This is a genomic window from Actinomycetospora atypica, from assembly GCF_042653685.1.
GTDB classification, from domain to species: Bacteria; Actinomycetota; Actinomycetes; order Mycobacteriales; family Pseudonocardiaceae; genus Actinomycetospora; species Actinomycetospora atypica.
In genome coordinates this window covers 83,952-101,938 of record NZ_JBHSIV010000017.1, presented here as the reverse complement: position 1 = coordinate 101,938, position 17,987 = coordinate 83,952, and the positions used below count along the sequence as shown (strand labels likewise).

Sequence of the window (17,987 nt, the reverse complement as noted above, 5' to 3'; positions counted from 1 at the left end):
CGTTCGCTCGTGCGTGCGTTCCCGTGCCCGGACACGGAGACGCACGCACGGTCGTCGGGCCCGGCGGTCCATGATCACCAGGACGTGGCGGCCGCGGGGCCTGGGCGTCCGGATCCGCCACGTCCCGGTGATCATGGCCGGTCGGGCACGGGTCCACCCCTCTGTGGTGCTCCGCTCGTGGCGGACTGTCGGTGGGGTGGGTTAGCGTTCTCCTCGTTCGAACACGTGTTCGATGACGAGGAGGGCTCGATGTCGACACCGGCTCCGCGCGAGGTGCTCTCCGACCGGATCTCCCAGCTGGGGCTGGTCCGTGCCTCGGACCTGCCCGGTCGGGGTGGAGCCCGACGAGCAGCGTCGCACGTCGGGGCGGCACCGGCACCTCCCGTGGCGGTCGTGGAGCCCGAGCCGGAGCCGGCGCGCGATCACGACGGTGCGCTGCTCCCGGTGGCCGGTCCGCTGACCGGCCTGCTGCCGTGGGGCGGGCTGCGGCGGGGCTCGACGGTGTCGGTGCACGGGTCGACCGCGCTGCTGCTGGCCCTGGTGGCGGAGGCGTCGCGGGCGGGGTCGTGGTGCGCGCTGGTGGGCCTGCCGGGGGTCGGGCTGGCCGCCGCGGACGAGGCGGGGCTCGATCTCGCGCGCACGGCGCTGGTCCCGCGGCCCGGGCCGCGCCCGGCCACCGTGGTCGCCGCGCTGGTCGACGGGGTGGACGTCGTCGTGCTCGGGGGCGCGTCGGCGTGGCGGGCGGGGGACCGCCAGCGGCTCGCGGCGCGGGTGCGGCAGAAGGGGGCGGTGCTCGTCCCGGTCGGGGCGTGGCCGGGGGCCGACGTCGAGCTGCACGCCGCCGGCGGCACCTGGTCGGGCCTGCTGGGCGACGGCGCCGGCCGGCTGCGGTCGCGGCGGGTGCACCTGCGGTGCGCGGCGCGGGGGCGTGCCCACGAGCTGCGCTCGGACGTGCTGCTGCCCGGTCCCGGCGGCGGGTGCGCCCCGGTCCCCGGGGAGACGGTGGAGCCGGCTCCGCTCGGGGCCGACCGGCCGGCGAGGACGGGGTGAGCGCGGGCGGTTCCCCGGGAGACGGGGCGGAGCGGGGTTCGGCCCGGGTGGTCGCGCTGTGGTGCCCCGACTGGCCGGTGATCGCGGCCTGCGCCGAGTCGGGGATCCCGGCCGACCGGCCGGCCGCGGTGCTCGTCGCCCACCGCGTGGTGGCGTGCTCGGCCACCGCCCGGGCCCAGGGGGTCCGGCGTGGCCTGCGGCGGCGCGAGGCGCAGTCGCGCTGCCCCGACCTCGCGGTGCTGGGCCGCGACCCCGACCGCGACGCGCGGGCCTTCGAGGTGGTCGCCGGGGCGGTGGAGGAGCTCACGCCGGGGGTCGAGGTCATCCGGCCCGGTCTCGTCGTGCTCGCGGCGCGGGGTCCGGCGCGCTACTTCGGCGGCGAGGACACGGTGGCGGAGCGGCTGGTCGACCACGTCGCGGCCCGGGCGCGGGTGGAGTGCCAGGTCGGGGTGGCCGACGGCGTGTTCGCCGCCGCGATCGCCGCGCGGCACAGCGTGATCGTGCCGCCGGGGGAGTCGCGGGCGTTCCTCGCGCCGCGGCCCGTCGCCGAGCTGGAGCTGGAGCCGGGGGTCGAGCCCGACACCGCCGGGGCCGACGTGCCGGGTGCCACCGCCCGGGCCGAGCTGGTCGGGCTGCTGCGCCGGCTCGGGCTCACCACGCTCGGGGACTTCGCCGGGCTCCCGGCGGGCGACGTCGCGTCCCGGTTCGACGCCGCGGCGGTCCGGGCCCACCGGATCGCCCGGGGCCTCGACGAGCGCCCGCCCTCGCGGCGCCGCGTGCCCGACGAGCTCACCGTCGAGGTCCCCCTCGACCCGCCGGTCGACCGCGTCGACGCCGCGGCGTTCGCCTCCCGGGCGCTCGCCGAGCGGCTGCACCTCGCGCTGGGCGACGCCGGGCTCGCCTGCACCCGGCTCGGGGTGCAGGCCCGCACCACCACCGGCGAGGAGCTGGCCCGCACCTGGCGGTGCGCCGAGCCGCTCACCCCGGCCGCCACCGCCGACCGGGTGCGCTGGCAGCTCGAGGGGTGGCTCTCCCGGCGCGTCGGCTCCGGGCGCGGCGACGACGGGCTGGCGGTGCTGCGGCTGGTGCCCGAGGAGGTCGTCGACGCGGGGCGGCTGCAGCTCGGGCTGTGGGGCGAGACCGGGGTGGCCGACGAGCGCGCCGGCCGGGCCCTGGTGCGGGTGCAGGGCCTGCTCGGGCCGGAGGAGGTGCTCACCGGGGTGCCCGGCGGGGGGCGCGGGCCCGCCGAGCGGATCCGGGCGGTGCCGTGGGGCGACGAGCGCACGCCGGCGCTCGACCCGGAGGCGCCGTGGCCGGGGGCGCTCCCGGCGCCGTCGCCCTCGACGGTGCCTCCGGAGCCGGTCCCGGCGCGGGTCCTCGACGCCGCCGGGCACCCGGTGCGCGCCGCCCCCCGGGGGCGGTTGTCCGCGGCGCCGGCGTTCGTGGGGCTGGGCGAGGAGGAGGTCGCCCCGGTGCGCGCCTGGGGCGGGCCATGGCCGGAGGAGGGGCGCTGGTGGGACCCGCGGGCCCCGGTCGGCTGTCTGCGGGTGCAGGTGGTGTGCGTGCCGGAGCCCGGCGAGGACGCCGACCCCGACCCGGCGGCCGACCTGGCGCCCGACCCGGTCGCGTCCTCCGCCGACGCGGCGGGGCTCGCCCTGCTGCTCGTGCTGCGCGACGACCGGTGGAGCGTGGAGGGGACCTACGACTGAGCGGGTTCGCGCGCGACCTGCCAGAGGTGCCCGTCGGGGTCGGCGAAGGTCGCGGAGTACCCGCCCCACGGCGGGGCGGCGGGTCGCTCGACCACCCGGGCGCCCGCCGCCTCGGCCCGGGCGAACACGGCCTCGACCTCGTCGTCGGAGGCCGCCGGCAGCGACAGCAGGCACTCGCTCGTCCCCGGGGCGGCGACCTCGTGGTCGCCGGTGACCCACCCGAACCCGCCCCGGGGGATGAACATCAGGTGCAGCCCGTCGCCGACCACCACGACCAGGGGCTCCGGGACGCCGTCCTCCGCGGGCTCGCCGACCGCCGGGAACCCGAGGCCGTCGCGGTAGAAGGCGTGGGCGCGGACGCGGTCGTCGGTGGGCAGGGAGAGGATCACGGGAGCCGTCATGTCGGTATCGTGTCCGGACCTCCCGGTACGGCAACAGGCATGTGCGCCGACCGGGCCCGCGCTGCTATCCAGGGTGACGTGGTGGGGATCGGATCGGCGCAGCTCAGCTTCCTGGTGGAACGCGAGGCCTTCGCGTGGTGGGGCGGGACCGACCCGCTCGCGACCGCGGTGGGCCTCGGACTCGACGCCTCGCCCGAGCGGGTGCGGCTCGCCCGCCCGGAGGACGGGGTGATGGTCACCGACCCGCTCCCGGCCGCCGTGAGCCCCGCCGCCCCGACGGTCGCGGCGCTGGCCGGGACCACGCCGGTCGAGGGGTGGGGCTGCTCCGCCCGGGCGTGGCGCGACCTCGCCGTGCGGCTCGTGGCGGAGCCGGAGCCGGGACCCGACGAGCTCGACCGCCTCGCCGCGTCCCTCCCGGTCGCCGCGCACGCCGGCGTCGGGAGTGACGGGGCGTCCGTCTGGACGGCCAGGGTCGCGGTGGAGGCCGCCGCCCGCGCGGTCCGCACCGCCTCGCCCGACGCGCCGGAGGTGTGGCACCGGCTGCGCCCCTACCAGCGGGCCGGGGCGCACTGGCTCGCCGAGCGGCTGGACACCGAGGGCGGCGCGCTGCTCGCCGACGAGATGGGGCTGGGCAAGACGGTCCAGGCGATCGCGGTCCTCGTCGGGAGGCCGGGCCCGCACCTGGTGGTGTGCCCGGCCTCGGTGGTCGGGTCCTGGGGGCGGGAGCTGGCCCGCTTCGCCCCGGGGCTGGCGGCCGTCGAGCACGTCCGCGGCGGGCCGCCGCCCGACCCGGGTGCGGTGGTCGTCGCGACCTACGGGCAGCTCCGGGCCGACGACCGCCTGTCCGCGGTCGCCTGGGACGTCGTCGTCCTCGACGAGGCCCAGCAGGTCAAGAACCCGGACACCGCGACCGCCCGGCGGGCCCGGGCGCTCTCCGCGCGCGGCCGGGTCGCGCTGACCGGGACGCCGGTGGAGAACCGGCTCGAGGACCTGTGGGCGCTGCTCGCGTTCACCACCCCCGACGTCCTCGGTCCACGGCCGGCGTTCCGGCGGCGCTTCGCGGCGCTGCGGTCGCGCGGGACCGGGGCGGCCGCGGAACGGCTGGCGGCCGTCGTCGGGCCGCACCTGCTGCGCCGCCGCAAGGCGGAGGTCGCCGCGGAGCTGCCCGCGCGGCTCGACCTGTCCCACGAGCTGCAGCCGACCACGGAGCAGCGCCGGCTGCACCGGACGGCGCTGGACGACGCGCTGGGGCGGGGGCTCGGCGGCGGGCGGGACCGGCGCGGCCGCGTCCTGGCGCTGCTCACCCGGCTCAAGCAGATCTGCGTGCACCCCGAACTCGTCGGGACGTCCGACGACGAGCTCGGGGGCCGGTCCGCCTCGTTCGACCGGCTCTGCGAGCTGCTCGGCGAGATCACCGCGAACGGCGAGGCGGCCCTCGTGTTCACCCAGTACCGGCAGGCGGGCGACCTGCTGGCCCGGCACCTGACGCGGACGGTCGGCGGGCCGGTCCCGTTCCTGCACGGCGGACTGTCGCGGGCGGCGCGGGAGCGGATCGTCGCCGACTTCGGGGCGACCGACGGGCCCCCGGTGCTGCTGCTCAGCCTCCGGGCGGCGGGTACCGGGCTGACCCTGACCCGGGCCACGCACGTGCTGCACCTCGACCGCTGGTGGAACCCGGCCGTCGAGGCGCAGGCGTCCGACCGGGCGCACCGGATCGGTCAGACGCGCACCGTCACCGTCCACACGTTCACCACCCGCGGCACCGTCGAGCAGCTCGTCGCCGACCTGCACCGCGGCAAGCGGGACCTCGCGGCCGCCGTGCTCGGCGAGGGTGACGGGGACCCCGTCGGCGCCCTCGCCCGGCTCGGGGACGAGGAGCTGCGCGCCGTGCTGGAGGGGTCGTGCTGAACGAGTTCGGCACCACCGCGCGGGGACGCGCGTGGCTGCGGCTGGCCGAGCCGCTCCGCGTGACGAGGCCGGACCCCCGGCTCCCGCGGGCCCGCTCGCTCGCGCGCAACGACCGGGTGGGGGCGCTCGGGACGGAGCCGGGGCGCGTCGTCGCGACGGTCGACGACGGCCGGCCGCGCCGTGTCGAGGTGGTCTTCCCGGTCTGGGACGACGAGGCCCGGGCCACCGCCGCGACGGTGCTGGCGGCGGCCGCGGAGGACGGGGCGGTCGCGGAGCTGGCGGCGGCCGGCGTCCCCCTGGTTCCCGACGACGCCGCGGTGCGGGTCTCGTGCGACTGCGGCCGGACCGGCCGCTGCGTGCACGCGCTCGCCGTGCTGATCGAGCTCGCCCGGCGGGTGGACGAGGCCCCCGACCTGGCCGCGACGCTGCGCGGCTCGATGCCGCGGTGGGGGGCGGGGGACACGACGCGGATCCGGATCGCCGACCTCGACCCGGGCGCCTTCTGGACCGTCACCACGCCCTGATCGGGGAACCCGCCCCACGGTGTCGGTCCCCGCGGCTACAGTCGTTCGCATCGAACAGATGTTCGATCCGAACGGGTGGAGGAGCGCGATGGGCTGGGGCAATCCGGCGGTGAGCTGGTCGGAGATGGAGCGGATCCTCGCGGGGAAGCCGGGCCGCTCCCGCGCCGCGACGCCCGGGCGGGGAGTGCGTCCGGGGCCCGAGGTCGACGGGCCCGGCACGCTGCACCCCGCCGACGTGACCGCGGGGCCCGCCCCCGCCCCGCCCGCCCGGCGCCGCGCCACCCGGGACGAGGTGCACCCCGGCGACGGCGGGGACTCCCCGGCCTGGAGCCGCACCCGCGCGCCGTACCGCCCCCCGGCCGGCCCCCGTGCCGCCGCGGCGACGAAGGTCCCGTACGCCGAGCTCCACGCCCACTCCACCTACAGCTTCCTCGACGGCGCGAGCCAGCCCGAGGAGCTCGTCGAGGAGGCCCACCGCCTCGGGCTGGAGTCGATCGCGCTCACCGACCACGACGGGATGTACGGCGTCGTCCGCTTCGCCGAGGCCGCCCGCGAGCTCGACGTGCGGACCGTGTTCGGCTCGGAGCTCTCGCTGGGGCTCTCCGGCCCGCAGAACGGGGTGGCCGATCCCGAGGGGGAGCACCTGCTGGTCCTGGCGCGCGACCCCGACGGCTACCGCGCCATCTCCCGCGCGATCACCGAGGCCGCGATGCACCCCGACGCGGAGAAGGGCCGTCCGGTGCACGAGCTCGAGCGCACCGCGGCGACGCTGCGCGACCGGGTGGTCGTGCTCACCGGCTGCCGCAAGGGGCACGTGCGCCGGGCGCTCGAGGCGGGCGGGCCGGCGGCGGCGGCGCGGGCGCTCGACCGGCTGGTGGGGCTGTTCGGGTCGGAGTCGGTGGCGGTCGAGCTGACCGACCACGGGCTGCCGGTCGACGTGGAGCGCAACGACCTGCTCGCCGAGCTCGCGGCCCGGGCCGGGCTGCCCACCGTCGCGAGCACGGCCGCGCACTACGCCACGCCCGACCGGGCGAGGGTGGCGGCGGCGCTGGGGGCGGTCCGGGCGCGCCGCAGTCTCGACGAGGCCGAGGGCTGGCTGCCGCCGGGCACCGCCCACCTGCGGTCCGGCGCGGAGATGGCGGCCCGGTTCGCCCGTCATCCCGAGGCGGTCACGCACGCCGCGGTGCTCGGGCGGGAGTGCGCGTTCGAGCTGGCCCTGCTCGCCCCCGAGCTGCCGCCGTTCGACGTGCCGGCGGGGGAGACCGAGGCGAGCTGGCTGCGCCACCTCACCGACCACGGGGCCCGCGGCCGGTACGGCGGCCGGGCGGACAACCCGCGGGCCTGGGAGGTGATCGACCACGAGATGGCGATCATCGAGGGCCAGGGGTTCCCCGGCTACTTCCTCATCGTCGCCGACATCGTGGGCTTCTGCGAGCGGGCCGACATCTACTGCCAGGGGCGGGGATCGGCCGCGAACTCGGCGGTCTGCTTCGCGCTGGGGATCACCCACGTCGACGCGGTGGCGGCCGACCTGCTCTTCGAGCGCTTCCTCTCCCCGGAGCGCGACGGCTACCCCGACATCGACCTCGACATCGAGTCCGACCGCCGCGAGGAGGTCATCCAGTACGTCTACGAGCGCTACGGCCGGGACCGGGCCGCCCAGGTCGCCAACGTCATCACCTACCGGCCGCGCTCGGCGGTGCGCGACGCGGCCCGGGCGCTCGGCTACGCCCAGGGCCAGCAGGACGCGTGGAGCAAGCTCATCGACCGTTGGGGGCCCGGCGCCGACCTCGGCGACCAGGTGCCCGGGATGCCCCGCTCGGTGGCCACCCTGGCCGAGGAGATCGCGGGCTTCCCCCGCCACCTCGGCATCCACTCCGGCGGCATGGTCATCTGCGACCGGCCGGTCGACCAGGTGGTGCCGGTGGAGTGGGCGCGCATGGAGAACCGCAGCGTCATCCAGTGGGACAAGGACGACGCCGCGGCGGTCGGGCTGGTCAAGTTCGACCTGCTCGGGCTGGGCATGCTCTCGGTGCTGCACTACGCGAGCGACCACGTCGCCGAGCACCACGGGCGCCGGTTCCGCCTCCACGACCTCCAGCCCGACGACCCGGAGGTCTTCGCGATGCTCGCGCGGGGCGACTCGGTGGGGGTGTTCCAGGTCGAGTCCCGGGCCCAGATGGCCACCCTGCCCCGGCTGAAGCCGCGGATGTTCTACGACCTCGTGGTGGAGGTCGCGCTCATCCGGCCCGGCCCGATCCAGGGCGGCTCGGTGCACCCGTACATCCGGCGGCGGAACAAGCTGGAGCCGGTCGTGTTCGACCACCCGCTCTGCGAGCCGGCGCTGCGCAAGACCCTCGGGGTGCCGCTGTTCCAGGAGCAGCTCATGCAGCTCGCCACCGACGTCGCCGGCTTCTCCGCGGCCGAGGCCGACGAGCTGCGCCGGGCGCTGTCGGCCAAGCGGTCCGAGGAGCGGCTCGAGCGGCTCCGGGAACGGTTCTACGCCGGGATGGCCCGCAACCAGATCACCGGGGAGCTCGCCGACCGGATCTTCGCCAAGACCAAGGCGTTCGCGAACTTCGGCTTCCCGGAGAGCCACTCGATCAGCTTCGCGTCGCTGGTCTACGTCTCGGCCTGGTACAAGCACTACTTCCCGGCGGCGTTCTGCGCGGCCCTGCTGCAGGCCCAGCCGATGGGCTTCTACTCCCCGCAGAGCCTGGTGGCCGACGCGCGCCGGCACGGGGTGGTCGTCCACGGTCCCGACGTCTCGCTCAGCCGGGCGGAGCCCGGCCTGGAGCCCGACCCGACGAGCGAGGGCGAGGTCGCGGTCCGGCTGGGGCTGGCCTCGGTCCGGGGGCTCGGCGACGAGGTCGCGGCCCGGATCGTCGCGGCGCGCGGCGACGGGGCCTTCACCGGCCCGGCCGACCTCGCCCGCCGGGCCGACCTCACCACCGCGCACCTGGAGGCCCTGGCCACCGGCGGGGCCCTGGGCTGCTTCGGGCTGGCGCGGCGGGAGGCGCTGTGGGCGGCCGGGGCGGCGGCCGCCGGGACCGCCGTGGTCCGCGCCGGGGCCCGCCACGACCGCCTGCCCGGCTCCGCGGTCGGGCTCGACGCGCCGCCGCTGCCCGGCATGTCCGCGGTGGAGCTGACGATCGCCGACGTCTGGGCCACCGGGCTGTCCCCGGACGACCACCCGATGTCGCACCTGCGGGCCGTGCTCCGGGCGCGCGGCGCCCACAGCGTCGCGGGGGTGGCGACGGTGCCCGAGGGGGAGCGGATCGAGGTCGGCGGGGTCGTCACCCACCGGCAGCGGCCGGCGACGGCGGGCGGCACCACGTTCCTCAACCTCGAGGACGAGACGGGGATGCTCAACGTGGTCTGCTCGGAGGGGCTCTGGGCGCGGCACCGGGTGGTGGCGCGGACCAGCGCCGCCCTGGTGATCCGGGGGCGGGTGGAGCGGGCGCACGACGCCCCGAGCGTGGTCAACCTCGTGGCCGACCGGGTGGAGCGGCTCGAGTTGTCCGTCCCGTCCCGGTCGCGTGATTTCCAGTGATCGGCGCCCGGCAGAATGACGGGGGTGTCCCCGGCCGGTGCGAACGGCCGGGGGCACCCCCGTCATCGGGATCGGGGCGGTCAGCCCCCGACGAGCGGCCTGCCCATCGGCAGGGCCTTCGCCCCGGTGGCCTGGCCCATCGCGTCGAGGAACAGGTAGACGCCGATGAGGGTGAACGCGAACACCGCGATCCCGCCGCCGAAGAGCAGCCCCGTGGAGCCGGTCGAGGTGCCGAGCAGGACGAGCAGCAACGCCACGGCGATCAGCGCGAAGAGCACCGTGAACGCCGCGGGCAGGCGCAGCGAGGCCACCGTCAGCACCACGACGCCGATCAACCAGGTGAGCAGGAACGTCTCCTGCGCCGCCACCGCCGCACCGTCCGCCGCGGCGTCCCCGAACCAGTTGTGCCCGAGCCCCACCACCAGCGTCCCGAAGCTCAACCAGAACCCGGCGAAGATCCCGAAGATCGCCGCCACCGCACCGGCCCCCACCCGGATCGCCCACAGGGCGGCGATGGTCTGCCCGAGGCCGGTGCAGACCAACAGGATCGGGACCATGCCGATCGCCGCGTTCGCCGAGGAACCGGTGAACCCGATGAGGTAGAGCCCCAGGGCCACCGACCCGATCACGAACGTCGGCACCCCGATCAGGGCCGGGTTCGCCCCGGCGGCCGCCGTCTCCGCCGCGGCCGCGTCCGCCGCCCGGGTATCGGCGGCGTGCGCCCCCGTAGTCTCGTCGACCGTGGTCATCGCCACTCCTTCGTGCCGTTCCGTACGGGCCGACCGGACGTGGGCGTTGCTCTCCGCTCGCGTCGGCCGCCCGCTGACCGATCGAGTGTGATCTCGCACACCGCTTACGGGGAACCAGCAATCGGTAGGGGCTTTGCCGACGGACGGACAGTGAGCGGGTCAGGCAAGCTCGTGACCATGGGATACGGATCCGGTTCGTCGCACGCGCTCGCCGGCGCTCTCCGACCGGGCCGGGCGGTGGGCGGGGGACTGCCCCGCCGTCTCCTGACCGGTGTGGTGGCCGGCGCCGCCGGGACCGCCGCGATGTCCGTCACCGGCCTGCTGTACCGCGAGGTCTACGCCCGCCGCCGCGGGATGGCCCCCTCGGAGATCACCGAGATCCTCGACTACGACGACAGCGACCACGTCGTCATCGCCGCCGGGACCCTGCTGCAGGCCGTCACCGGGCGGGCGCCCCGGAGCCCCGGGGCCCGGCGGGTGCTCTTCCGGGTCGTGCACTGGGGCTACGGCTCGGCCGTCGGGGCCGGCCACGCCCTGCTGCGGCACACGCTCGGCGGGGAGCCCGCGGCGGGAACCGTCTTCTTCCTCGGGTGCCAGACGATGGCCCTGTCGCTGTTCCCCGTCCTGGGTGACACCCCCGTGCCCTGGCGATGGACGCCGCGGCTGATGACCGTCAGCCTCGCCCAGCACATGGTCTACGCCGCCGCGGTGGCGGGCGCCCAGGCCGCGCTCGACCGCCGTGCGCACTGACGGGGACGGCCCCGAGCACGACACCGCGTCCTGGTGCGGTCACGTGATCGTCTGCGGGCGCGGCGACCTGGGTCGGCGGATCGTCGAACAGTTGCACCACCGCGGGGAGCCGGTGGTGGTCCTCGACGCCGCACCCCCGCCCGGCCGGGGGCCGCGGCCTCCCGCCCCGGCGGGCGTGCCGCTGATCGGCCTCGGCGCCGACCTGTCCGGCGGTCTCGAGGCGGCCGGGCTCGCCGGGGCGCGCGCCGTGGTCTGCGTCGAGCCGGGCGACGCCGGGGAACTGCACAACCTGCACGTCGCGCTGCACGTCCGCGAGCACCGGCCCGACGTCCGCATCGTCACCGCCCTCGGCAACGCCGCGATCGGCCGGGCGGTGGCCGACGACCCGGGACCGGGCACGGTCCTCGACGTGGCCGACCTCGTCACCCCGGCGCTCGTCGAGGTCTGCCTGCAGAGCCCGGCGCACGCCCTGGACGTGGGCGGACACCGGTTCGTGGCCGTCGCGACCGCCGCCCCGTCCCCCGCGACCGCCGACCCCGCGACCGGCTCCCCGGCCCCCGCGACACTACGCGAGCTCTACGGCGACCTGGCACCGCTCGCGGTGACCGACCACCACGGGGTCACCCTCCTGTGTCCCGGGCGCGACCACCGGGTGGCCCCGGGCGAGGCGGTGACGGTGCTCGGCAGCGACGCCGAGATCGCCGCGGCCGGCGTCGCCACCGTGGTCCCGCCCGGGGCGGGCTCCCTCGGTCCCGTCGCCCGCCACCCCACCGTCCGGCGCCCCACCACCCGCCGGGGCGGCGGCCACGACCCGGACGCCGCCCACGGGCGGGCCGGCGCGGCGCGGCGGGCAGTGGCCGCGGTGGTCGCGCTCGGGCGCGAGTCGGACAAGGGGCTGCGCTGGGCGCTCGCGGCCCTCGTCGGGCTGTTGGCGCTCTCGACGGCGGTGATCTCGCTCGGGTACCGCTACGACGACGGCCGACCGATGGCGGTGGTCGACGCGCTGTACTTCACCGTCGAGTCGGTCGCGACGGTCGGGTTCGGCGACTTCAGCTTCGCCGACCAGGCCGTGTGGCTCCGGCTCTGGGCGGTGTTCCTGATGCTCGCGGGCATCGTCACCACCGCGATCCCCATCGCCTTCTTCACCGACATGCTCATCAGCCGCCGGCTCGCCGCGACCGCCGGGCAGCGGGCGGCGTCGACGGCCGCCGGGCACGTCGTGATCGTCGGCCTGGGCGCGGTCGGGGTGTCGGTGATGGAGGCGCTCACCGCCCGTGGCCGCGACGTCGTGGTGGTCGAGGCCGACCCGCGCAACCGCCACCTGCCCCGGGCCCGTGCGGTCGGCGTGCCGGTGGTGCTCGGCGACGCCACCACCCCGTCGGTGCTGCGCGACGCCCGGGTGCCGCGGGCCGCGGCGGTCGCCGTGCTCACCAGCGACGACATGGCCAACATCGAGACCGGTCTCGCGGTGCGCGACCTGCTCGCCCCGCGGTGGGCGGAGGTGCCGGTGGTCCTGCGGCTCGGCGACCGCGAGCTCGCGCGCACCGTGTCCGCCCGCTTCGGCTTCGGCTCGGTGCGCTCGCTGGCCGAGCTCGCTGCGCCCTGGTTCGTCGGGGCCGCCCTCGGCCTCGACGTGCTCGGCACCTTCCCGGTGCACGGCCAGGCCTTCCTGCTCGGGCGCCTGCGGGTGGAGGCGCACAGCGGGCTCGACGGGCTCGCGATGCGGGACCTCTCGGCGCGGACGCGGGTCGTCGGGCTGCGGCGGGCCGACGGGGACACGTCCCTCGAGCACCCGCCCCGGCGCGACACCCGGTTCGCGGCCGGCGACGAGGCGTTCCTCGTGGGACCCGACGAGGAGCTGCTCGAGGTGCTCGCCCGCTCCCGTGCCGAGGCCCCTGCCGCGGCCGGGCGACGCGGGGAATGATGGGGGAGTGACGGCGACGATCCTCGACGGCAAGGCCACCCTGGCGACGATCATCTCCGAGCTCTCGGAGCGGGTCGCGAAGCTCACCGCGGACGGGCGCACGCCCGGGTTGGGCACGGTGCTCGTCGGCGACGACCCGGGGTCGCAGTCCTACGTGCGGGCCAAGCACCGCGACTGCGCGAAGGTCGGCATCACCTCGATCCGCCGCGACCTGCCCGCCGACGCCACCCAGGCCGACGTCGAGCGGGCCGTCGACGAGCTCAACGCCGACCCGGCGTGCACCGGCTACATCGTCCAGCTGCCCCTGCCGAAGGGGATCGACGCCAACGCGGTGCTCGAGCGCATCGACCCGGACAAGGACGCCGACGGGCTGCACCCCACCAACCTCGGTCGGCTCGTGCTGAACGAGCCCGCGCCCCTGCCGTGCACGCCGCGCGGGATCGTCGAGCTGCTGCGCCGCTACGACGTGCCGATCGACGGCGCGAAGGTGACCGTGCTCGGGCGCGGCCTGACTGTCGGCCGCCCGCTGGGCCTGCTGCTGACCCGGCGCAGCGAGAACGCGACCGTGACCCTGTGCCACACGGGCACCCGCGACCTCGCCGCCGAGACCCGCGCGGCCGACATCGTCGTGGCGGCCGCCGGCGTCCCCGGCATCGTCACCGCCGACCTCGTCGCGCCCGGCGCGGCCGTCCTCGACGTCGGGGTCTCGCGCGGCCCCGACGGCATCCTGGGCGACGTCGCCGACGACGTCCGCGAGGTCGCGGGCTTCGTCGCGCCGAACCCCGGCGGGGTCGGGCCGATGACGCGGGCGATGCTGCTGACCAACGTCGTGGAGCGGGCGGAGGCCGCGGGGGCATGACGACGCCCGGCGCCGCGACGCCCGGACCCCCGACGCCCGGACCCCCGACGCCCGACCCGGAGCCCGCCCCGGCGACGGAGGACGCCCCGGAGACCGGCGGCACCACCGTGGCCGACGGGCCCCGGCACGCGCGCGCCCCGCGCACCGCCGGCGACTACGCCCGCGCCCTCGGCCGGCGGCTCCGGGCGCAGGCGCCGCTCGCGGTGGTGCTCGCGGTCGTCGTGGTGGCGTTCTGGCGGATCGGGCTGCAGCACTGGCGGGAGGGCACGACGGTGCTGGGGCTCGCGCTGCTGGTCGCGGCGGTGCTGCGGGTCGCGCTGCCCGACCGCACCGCGGGCCTGCTGGCGGTGCGGCCCCGCCGCACCGACGTCCTCACCTACGCCGCCTTCGGCGTGGTCGTCGTCCTGGTGTCGCTCACAATCACCGGAGGTCCGCTCGCGAGCCGGTGACGGCGCGGGGGTGACCCGGTCGACGGGGCCGAGGCCGATCGGGTCAGGTGTCGCGTTGATAGCGTGCGGGAAGAGGGAAGTCGGGATATCACCCGGCGCGCCCTAGTCCGTGCGGCGCCGTGACCTGGCGCGAGAGGAGAGTCCACTTCCGTGGCGAAGATCAAGGTTGAGGGCACCGTCGTCGAGCTCGATGGCGACGAGATGACCCGGATCATCTGGCAGTTCATCAAGGACAAGCTGATCCACCCCTATCTCGACATCGACCTCGAGTACTACGACCTCGGGATCGAGCACCGCGACGAGACCGACGACCAGGTCACCGTCGACGCGGCGAAGGCGATCAAGAAGCACGGCGTCGGCGTCAAGTGCGCGACGATCACGCCCGACGAGGCGCGGGTCGAGGAGTTCGGCCTCAAGCGGATGTACCGCTCGCCCAACGGGACGATCCGCAACATCCTCGGCGGCGTCATCTTCCGCGAGCCGATCGTCTGCCAGAACATCCCGCGCTACGTCCCGCACTGGACCAAGCCGATCGTCGTCGGGCGTCACGCCCACGCCGACCAGTACCTGGCCCAGGACTTCAAGGTCCCCGGCCCCGGCACGGTGACGATCACCTACACGCCGGCCGACGGCAGCGAGCCCTACGAGGTGCAGGTCGCCGAGTTCCCGGAGAACGGCGGCGTCGCGCTGGGGATGTACAACTTCAAGGACTCCATCGTCGACTTCGCCCGCGCCTCGCTGCGCTACGGCCTGGACCGGAACTTCCCGGTCTACATGTCGACGAAGAACACCATCCTCAAGGCCTACGACGGCATGTTCCGCGACACCTTCGAGGAGATCTTCGAGAAGGAGTTCAAGGAGGACTTCGAGAAGGCCGGGCTCACCTACGAGCACCGCCTGATCGACGACATGGTCGCCGCCGCCATCAAGTGGGAGGGCGGCTACGTCTGGGCCTGCAAGAACTACGACGGCGACGTCCAGTCCGACATCGTCGCGCAGGGCTTCGGCTCGCTCGGCCTCATGACCTCCGTGCTCATGACGCCCGACGGCACCGTCGAGTCCGAGGCCGCCCACGGCACCGTGACCCGCCACTTCCGGCAGCACCAGCAGGGCAAGGAGACGTCGACCAACCCGATCGCGTCGATCTTCGCCTGGTCGCGCGGCCTCGCCCAGCGCGGTCGTCTCGACGGGAACGACCAGCTGGTCGACTTCGCCGAGAAGCTCGAGCAGGTCTGCGTGCAGACCGTCGAGGACGGCAAGATGACCAAGGACCTGGCGCTGCTGATCGGCAAGGACGCGCCGTACCTCAACACCCAGGACTTCCTCGACGCGATCGACGAGGGCCTGCAGAAGGCCATGGCCTGACCTTCCCGAGGCCCGTCCGGCAGGGCACCCCCGCATCCGCGGGGGTGCCCTGCCGTCGTTTTGGGGTAGGACAGAGCCGTCCGGCACCCCGTCCGGGCGACACGGGCCCGGGAGGACACAGATCGTGACGCAGCCATTCGTGCCGGCCGGTGGCGGGACGGGGTCCCCGCGCCGCCAGAGCCGGGGGCGGCTGATCGGTGACGGGCTGTCCTGGACGGCGCGCTGGAGCCTGCGGCTGCTGCTGACCGCGCTCGGCCTCGTCCTGATCGGCCTCGTCATCGGGGCGCTCTGGTCGATCGTGCTGCCGGTCCTGCTCGGGCTGATCGTCGCGACGGTGCTCGAGCCGCCCGCCACCTGGCTGCGCTACCGCCGGGTCCCGCCGCTGCTGGCCGCGCTGATCGTCGTCGTCGGCGCCCTCGCCGTGGTCGGCGGCGTCATCGCGGTGATCGCGCCGCAGGTCGTCGCGCAGGTCCCGCAGCTCGTCTCGGCCGCGACGGCCGGGCTCGACGACGTGCAGGGCTTCCTCGCGAGGACCTTCGGGCTCGGCCAGACCCAGATCGGTCAGGCCGTGCAGGCCACGGTCGACCAGCTGCAGAGTTCGGCGACCGCGATCGCCGGCGCGGTGCTCACCGGGCTCACCACCATCGCCAACGGCGTGGTCGACGCGGTCCTGGCGCTCGTCCTGGCCTTCCTGTTCGTGAAGGACGGCTACCGGTTCCTGCCCTGGGTGCGCCGCCAGGTCGGGTCCGTGGCGGGGGAGCACCTCGCGCAGGTCGGCGCCCGCTCCTGGGACCGGTTGGGCGGGTTCATCCGCTCCCAGGCGATCATCGGGTTGGCCGACGCCGCCTGCATCGGGGTCGGCCTCGTGGTGCTCGGGGTGCCCCTGGCGCTGCCGCTCGCGGTGCTCACCTTCTTCGGCGCCTTCATCCCGATCGTCGGCGCGCTCGCCGCCGGCATCCTCTCGGTGCTGATCGCGCTCGTCTCCAACGGGCTCACCAACGCCCTCATCGTCGCGGCGCTCATCCTCGCCGTGCAGCAGATCGAGGGGAACCTGCTCCAGCCGCTGGTGCAGGGCCGCGGGCTCGGGCTGCACGCGGCCGTCGTCATCCTCGCCGTCACCGGCGGCGGGAGCGTCGCGGGCATCGTCGGGGCCTTCCTCGCGGTCCCGGCCGTGGCCGTGGCCGCCGAGATCAGCCGGTACGTCAACGAGCAGATCGACCTGCGGGCCCGCTCGGACGAGGACCACCCCTCCGAGCCGCTGGTGGTCGACGACCCCGCGGCCCCGCCGCCGCGCACCACCCGACGACCGCCGTGGTCGTGGTGGCGCCGCCGCCCCGGCTCCCCGAGCGGTGGCGCACCGCCCGAAGGCGTCGAGGGCGAGGCGGCCACGACGACGACGTGATCCCGCCCCCACCCGGCGCGCGTTCACGGTGCGGCAACATGCGGGGCCTTCACTGGGATCCGCGACGGCCGGCCGTCGTCAGGAAGGGGTTCGGATGCCCGAGATCGAGCGCCTGTCGACCCACGTGCTGGACACCGCGACCGGGCGGCCCGCCGGGGGCGTCCCCGCCGTCCTCGTCCGCGACTCGGACGGAACGGTCCTCGGCACCGGGACCACCGACGCCGACGGGCGGGTCGCGAGGCTCAACGACGAGCCGTTCGGTCCCGGCGACGTCACGCTGACGCTGGACGTCGAGCAGTACGTCGCCGCGACCCACGGCACCGTGTTCCACCCGCGGATCACCGTGCACGCCCGGCTCGACGGCGGGCGGTCGCACTACCACCTGCCCGTCCTGGCCGGGCCGTTCTCCCACACGACCTACCTGGGGAGCTGATCGAGCGTGGGCATCGTCCTGGGCACCAACCGCTACGGGAAGGCCGAGGTCCGGCTGGTCCACGTCGACCGCTCGACGCCCCGGCACGTCGTCACCGACGTCAACGTCACCAGCCAGCTGTTCGGCGACTTCGCCGACACCTTCCACACCGGCTCCAACGCCGCGGTGATCGCGACCGACACGCAGAAGAACACCGTGTACGCGCTGGCCCGCACCGGCGGGTTCACGACGATCGAGGAGTTCGCGCTGCGGATGGCGCGCCACTTCGTCGACCCCCGGTACCCACAGGTCGGCGGGGCCCGCCAGGAGATCGAGCAGTACTCGTGGGACCGCGTCGACACCGCCGACGGACCGCACGACCACGCGTTCGTCCGCGCCGGCACCGAGACGCGGACCGTGGTGGTCACCCGGCACGGCGACACCGAGACGGTGATCTCCGGGCTGACCGACCTCGTCGTCCTGAAGAGCACGGGCAGCGAGTTCCACGGCTTCCCGCAGGTCGAGTACACCTCGCTGGTGGAGACCGACGACCGCATCCTCGCGACCTCGGTGTCCGCGCGGTGGCGGCACCTCGGCACCGACGTCGACTGGGACGCGAGCTTCGCCGCGGTCCGCGCGACGATGCTCGACCGCTTCGCGCAGATCCACAGCCTCTCGCTGCAGCAGACGCTCTACGCGATGGGGGAGGCGGTGCTCGAGGCGCACCCGGGGATCGCCGAGATCCGCTTCTCGATGCCGAACAAGCACCACTTCCTCGTCGACCTCTCGCCCTGGGGGCTCGACAACCCGAACGAGGTCTGGTTCGCCGCCGACCGGCCCTACGGGCTCATCGAGGCCGCGGTGACCCGGGACGACGTTTCCGCCGACGACGGGGCCTGGGCCGGGATCGCGGGATTCTGCTGAGCCGGGCC

The 17,987-nt window shown here is 75.9% G+C and carries 15 protein-coding genes; 13 read left to right on the top strand and 2 right to left on the bottom strand.

What is annotated here, in order from left to right; genetic code table 11:
• Positions 1 to 249: 249 nt before the first annotated feature.
• Positions 250 to 1,050 carry a hypothetical protein gene (locus ACFPBZ_RS16860; RefSeq protein ID WP_378037241.1) on the top strand — a complete coding sequence of 267 codons (801 nt, stop codon included), beginning with the start codon at positions 250 to 252 and terminating at the stop codon, positions 1,048 to 1,050.
• Positions 1,047 to 2,759 carry a DNA polymerase Y family protein gene (locus ACFPBZ_RS16855; RefSeq protein ID WP_378037240.1) on the top strand — a complete coding sequence of 571 codons (1,713 nt, stop codon included), beginning with the start codon at positions 1,047 to 1,049 and terminating at the stop codon, positions 2,757 to 2,759. Before ACFPBZ_RS16860 ends, ACFPBZ_RS16855 begins: the two co-directional genes overlap by 4 nt.
• Here ACFPBZ_RS16855 and ACFPBZ_RS16850 read toward each other — a convergent pair.
• Positions 2,750 to 3,160, bottom strand: coding sequence for a VOC family protein (locus ACFPBZ_RS16850; RefSeq protein ID WP_378037239.1), 411 nt, complete (start codon positions 3,158 to 3,160; stop codon positions 2,750 to 2,752). The genes ACFPBZ_RS16855 and ACFPBZ_RS16850 overlap by 10 nt on opposite strands.
• A gap of 39 nt (positions 3,161 to 3,199) precedes the next feature.
• Here ACFPBZ_RS16850 and ACFPBZ_RS16845 point away from each other — a divergent pair, with 39 nt between their 5' ends.
• The 3 genes from ACFPBZ_RS16845 (at position 3,200) to ACFPBZ_RS16835 (ending at position 9,145) form a co-directional block, all read left to right on the top strand.
• A complete protein-coding gene (locus tag ACFPBZ_RS16845) occupies positions 3,200 to 5,068 on the top strand; it encodes a DEAD/DEAH box helicase (protein ID WP_378037238.1) in 1,869 nt (622 codons plus the stop codon).
• Entirely contained in the window at positions 5,062 to 5,592 is a 531-nt protein-coding gene (locus ACFPBZ_RS16840; RefSeq protein WP_378037237.1) for a hypothetical protein, read from the top strand. The genes ACFPBZ_RS16845 and ACFPBZ_RS16840 overlap by 7 nt, the downstream gene beginning before the upstream one ends.
• Positions 5,593 to 5,680: 88 nt before the next feature.
• Entirely contained in the window at positions 5,681 to 9,145 is a 3,465-nt protein-coding gene (locus ACFPBZ_RS16835) for an error-prone DNA polymerase (RefSeq protein WP_378037236.1), read from the top strand.
• Between the two features lie 80 nt (positions 9,146 to 9,225).
• Here ACFPBZ_RS16835 and ACFPBZ_RS16830 read toward each other — a convergent pair whose 3' ends face one another.
• Positions 9,226 to 9,894: a GPR1/FUN34/YaaH family transporter gene (locus tag ACFPBZ_RS16830; RefSeq protein WP_378037235.1), complete on the bottom strand. Its 669-nt coding sequence runs from the start codon at positions 9,892 to 9,894 to the stop codon at positions 9,226 to 9,228.
• A 177-nt stretch (positions 9,895 to 10,071) separates the two neighbouring features.
• Between ACFPBZ_RS16830 and ACFPBZ_RS16825 the strand changes: the two genes are divergently transcribed.
• From ACFPBZ_RS16825 to pucL, 8 genes are all read left to right on the top strand, one after another.
• Entirely contained in the window at positions 10,072 to 10,644 is a 573-nt protein-coding gene (locus ACFPBZ_RS16825; RefSeq protein ID WP_378037234.1) for a hypothetical protein, read from the top strand.
• Positions 10,634 to 12,568 (top strand): NAD-binding protein, encoded by a 1,935-nt coding sequence (locus tag ACFPBZ_RS16820; RefSeq protein WP_378037233.1) that lies wholly within the window; start codon positions 10,634 to 10,636, stop codon positions 12,566 to 12,568. The genes ACFPBZ_RS16825 and ACFPBZ_RS16820 overlap by 11 nt, the downstream gene beginning before the upstream one ends.
• A gap of 7 nt (positions 12,569 to 12,575) precedes the next feature.
• Positions 12,576 to 13,427, top strand: a complete 852-nt coding sequence (locus ACFPBZ_RS16815) for a bifunctional methylenetetrahydrofolate dehydrogenase/methenyltetrahydrofolate cyclohydrolase (protein WP_378037232.1) — start codon at positions 12,576 to 12,578, stop codon at positions 13,425 to 13,427.
• A complete protein-coding gene (locus tag ACFPBZ_RS16810) occupies positions 13,424 to 13,876 on the top strand; it encodes a DUF3017 domain-containing protein (RefSeq protein ID WP_378037231.1) in 453 nt (150 codons plus the stop codon). The genes ACFPBZ_RS16815 and ACFPBZ_RS16810 overlap by 4 nt, the downstream gene beginning before the upstream one ends.
• A gap of 150 nt (positions 13,877 to 14,026) precedes the next feature.
• Entirely contained in the window at positions 14,027 to 15,241 is a 1,215-nt protein-coding gene (locus tag ACFPBZ_RS16805) for an NADP-dependent isocitrate dehydrogenase (RefSeq protein WP_378037230.1), read from the top strand.
• Positions 15,242 to 15,365: 124 nt separating this feature from the next.
• On the top strand, positions 15,366 to 16,643 hold the full coding sequence (locus tag ACFPBZ_RS16800; RefSeq protein WP_378037229.1) for an AI-2E family transporter: 1,278 nt from the start codon (positions 15,366 to 15,368) through the stop codon (positions 16,641 to 16,643).
• Positions 16,644 to 16,737: 94 nt separating this feature from the next.
• Positions 16,738 to 17,076, top strand: coding sequence for a hydroxyisourate hydrolase (locus tag ACFPBZ_RS16795; protein WP_378037228.1), 339 nt, complete (start codon positions 16,738 to 16,740; stop codon positions 17,074 to 17,076).
• A gap of 6 nt (positions 17,077 to 17,082) precedes the next feature.
• On the top strand, positions 17,083 to 17,979 hold the full coding sequence (gene pucL / locus ACFPBZ_RS16790) for a factor-independent urate hydroxylase (protein ID WP_378037227.1): 897 nt from the start codon (positions 17,083 to 17,085) through the stop codon (positions 17,977 to 17,979).
• The last annotated feature ends 8 nt before the right edge of the window (positions 17,980 to 17,987 follow it).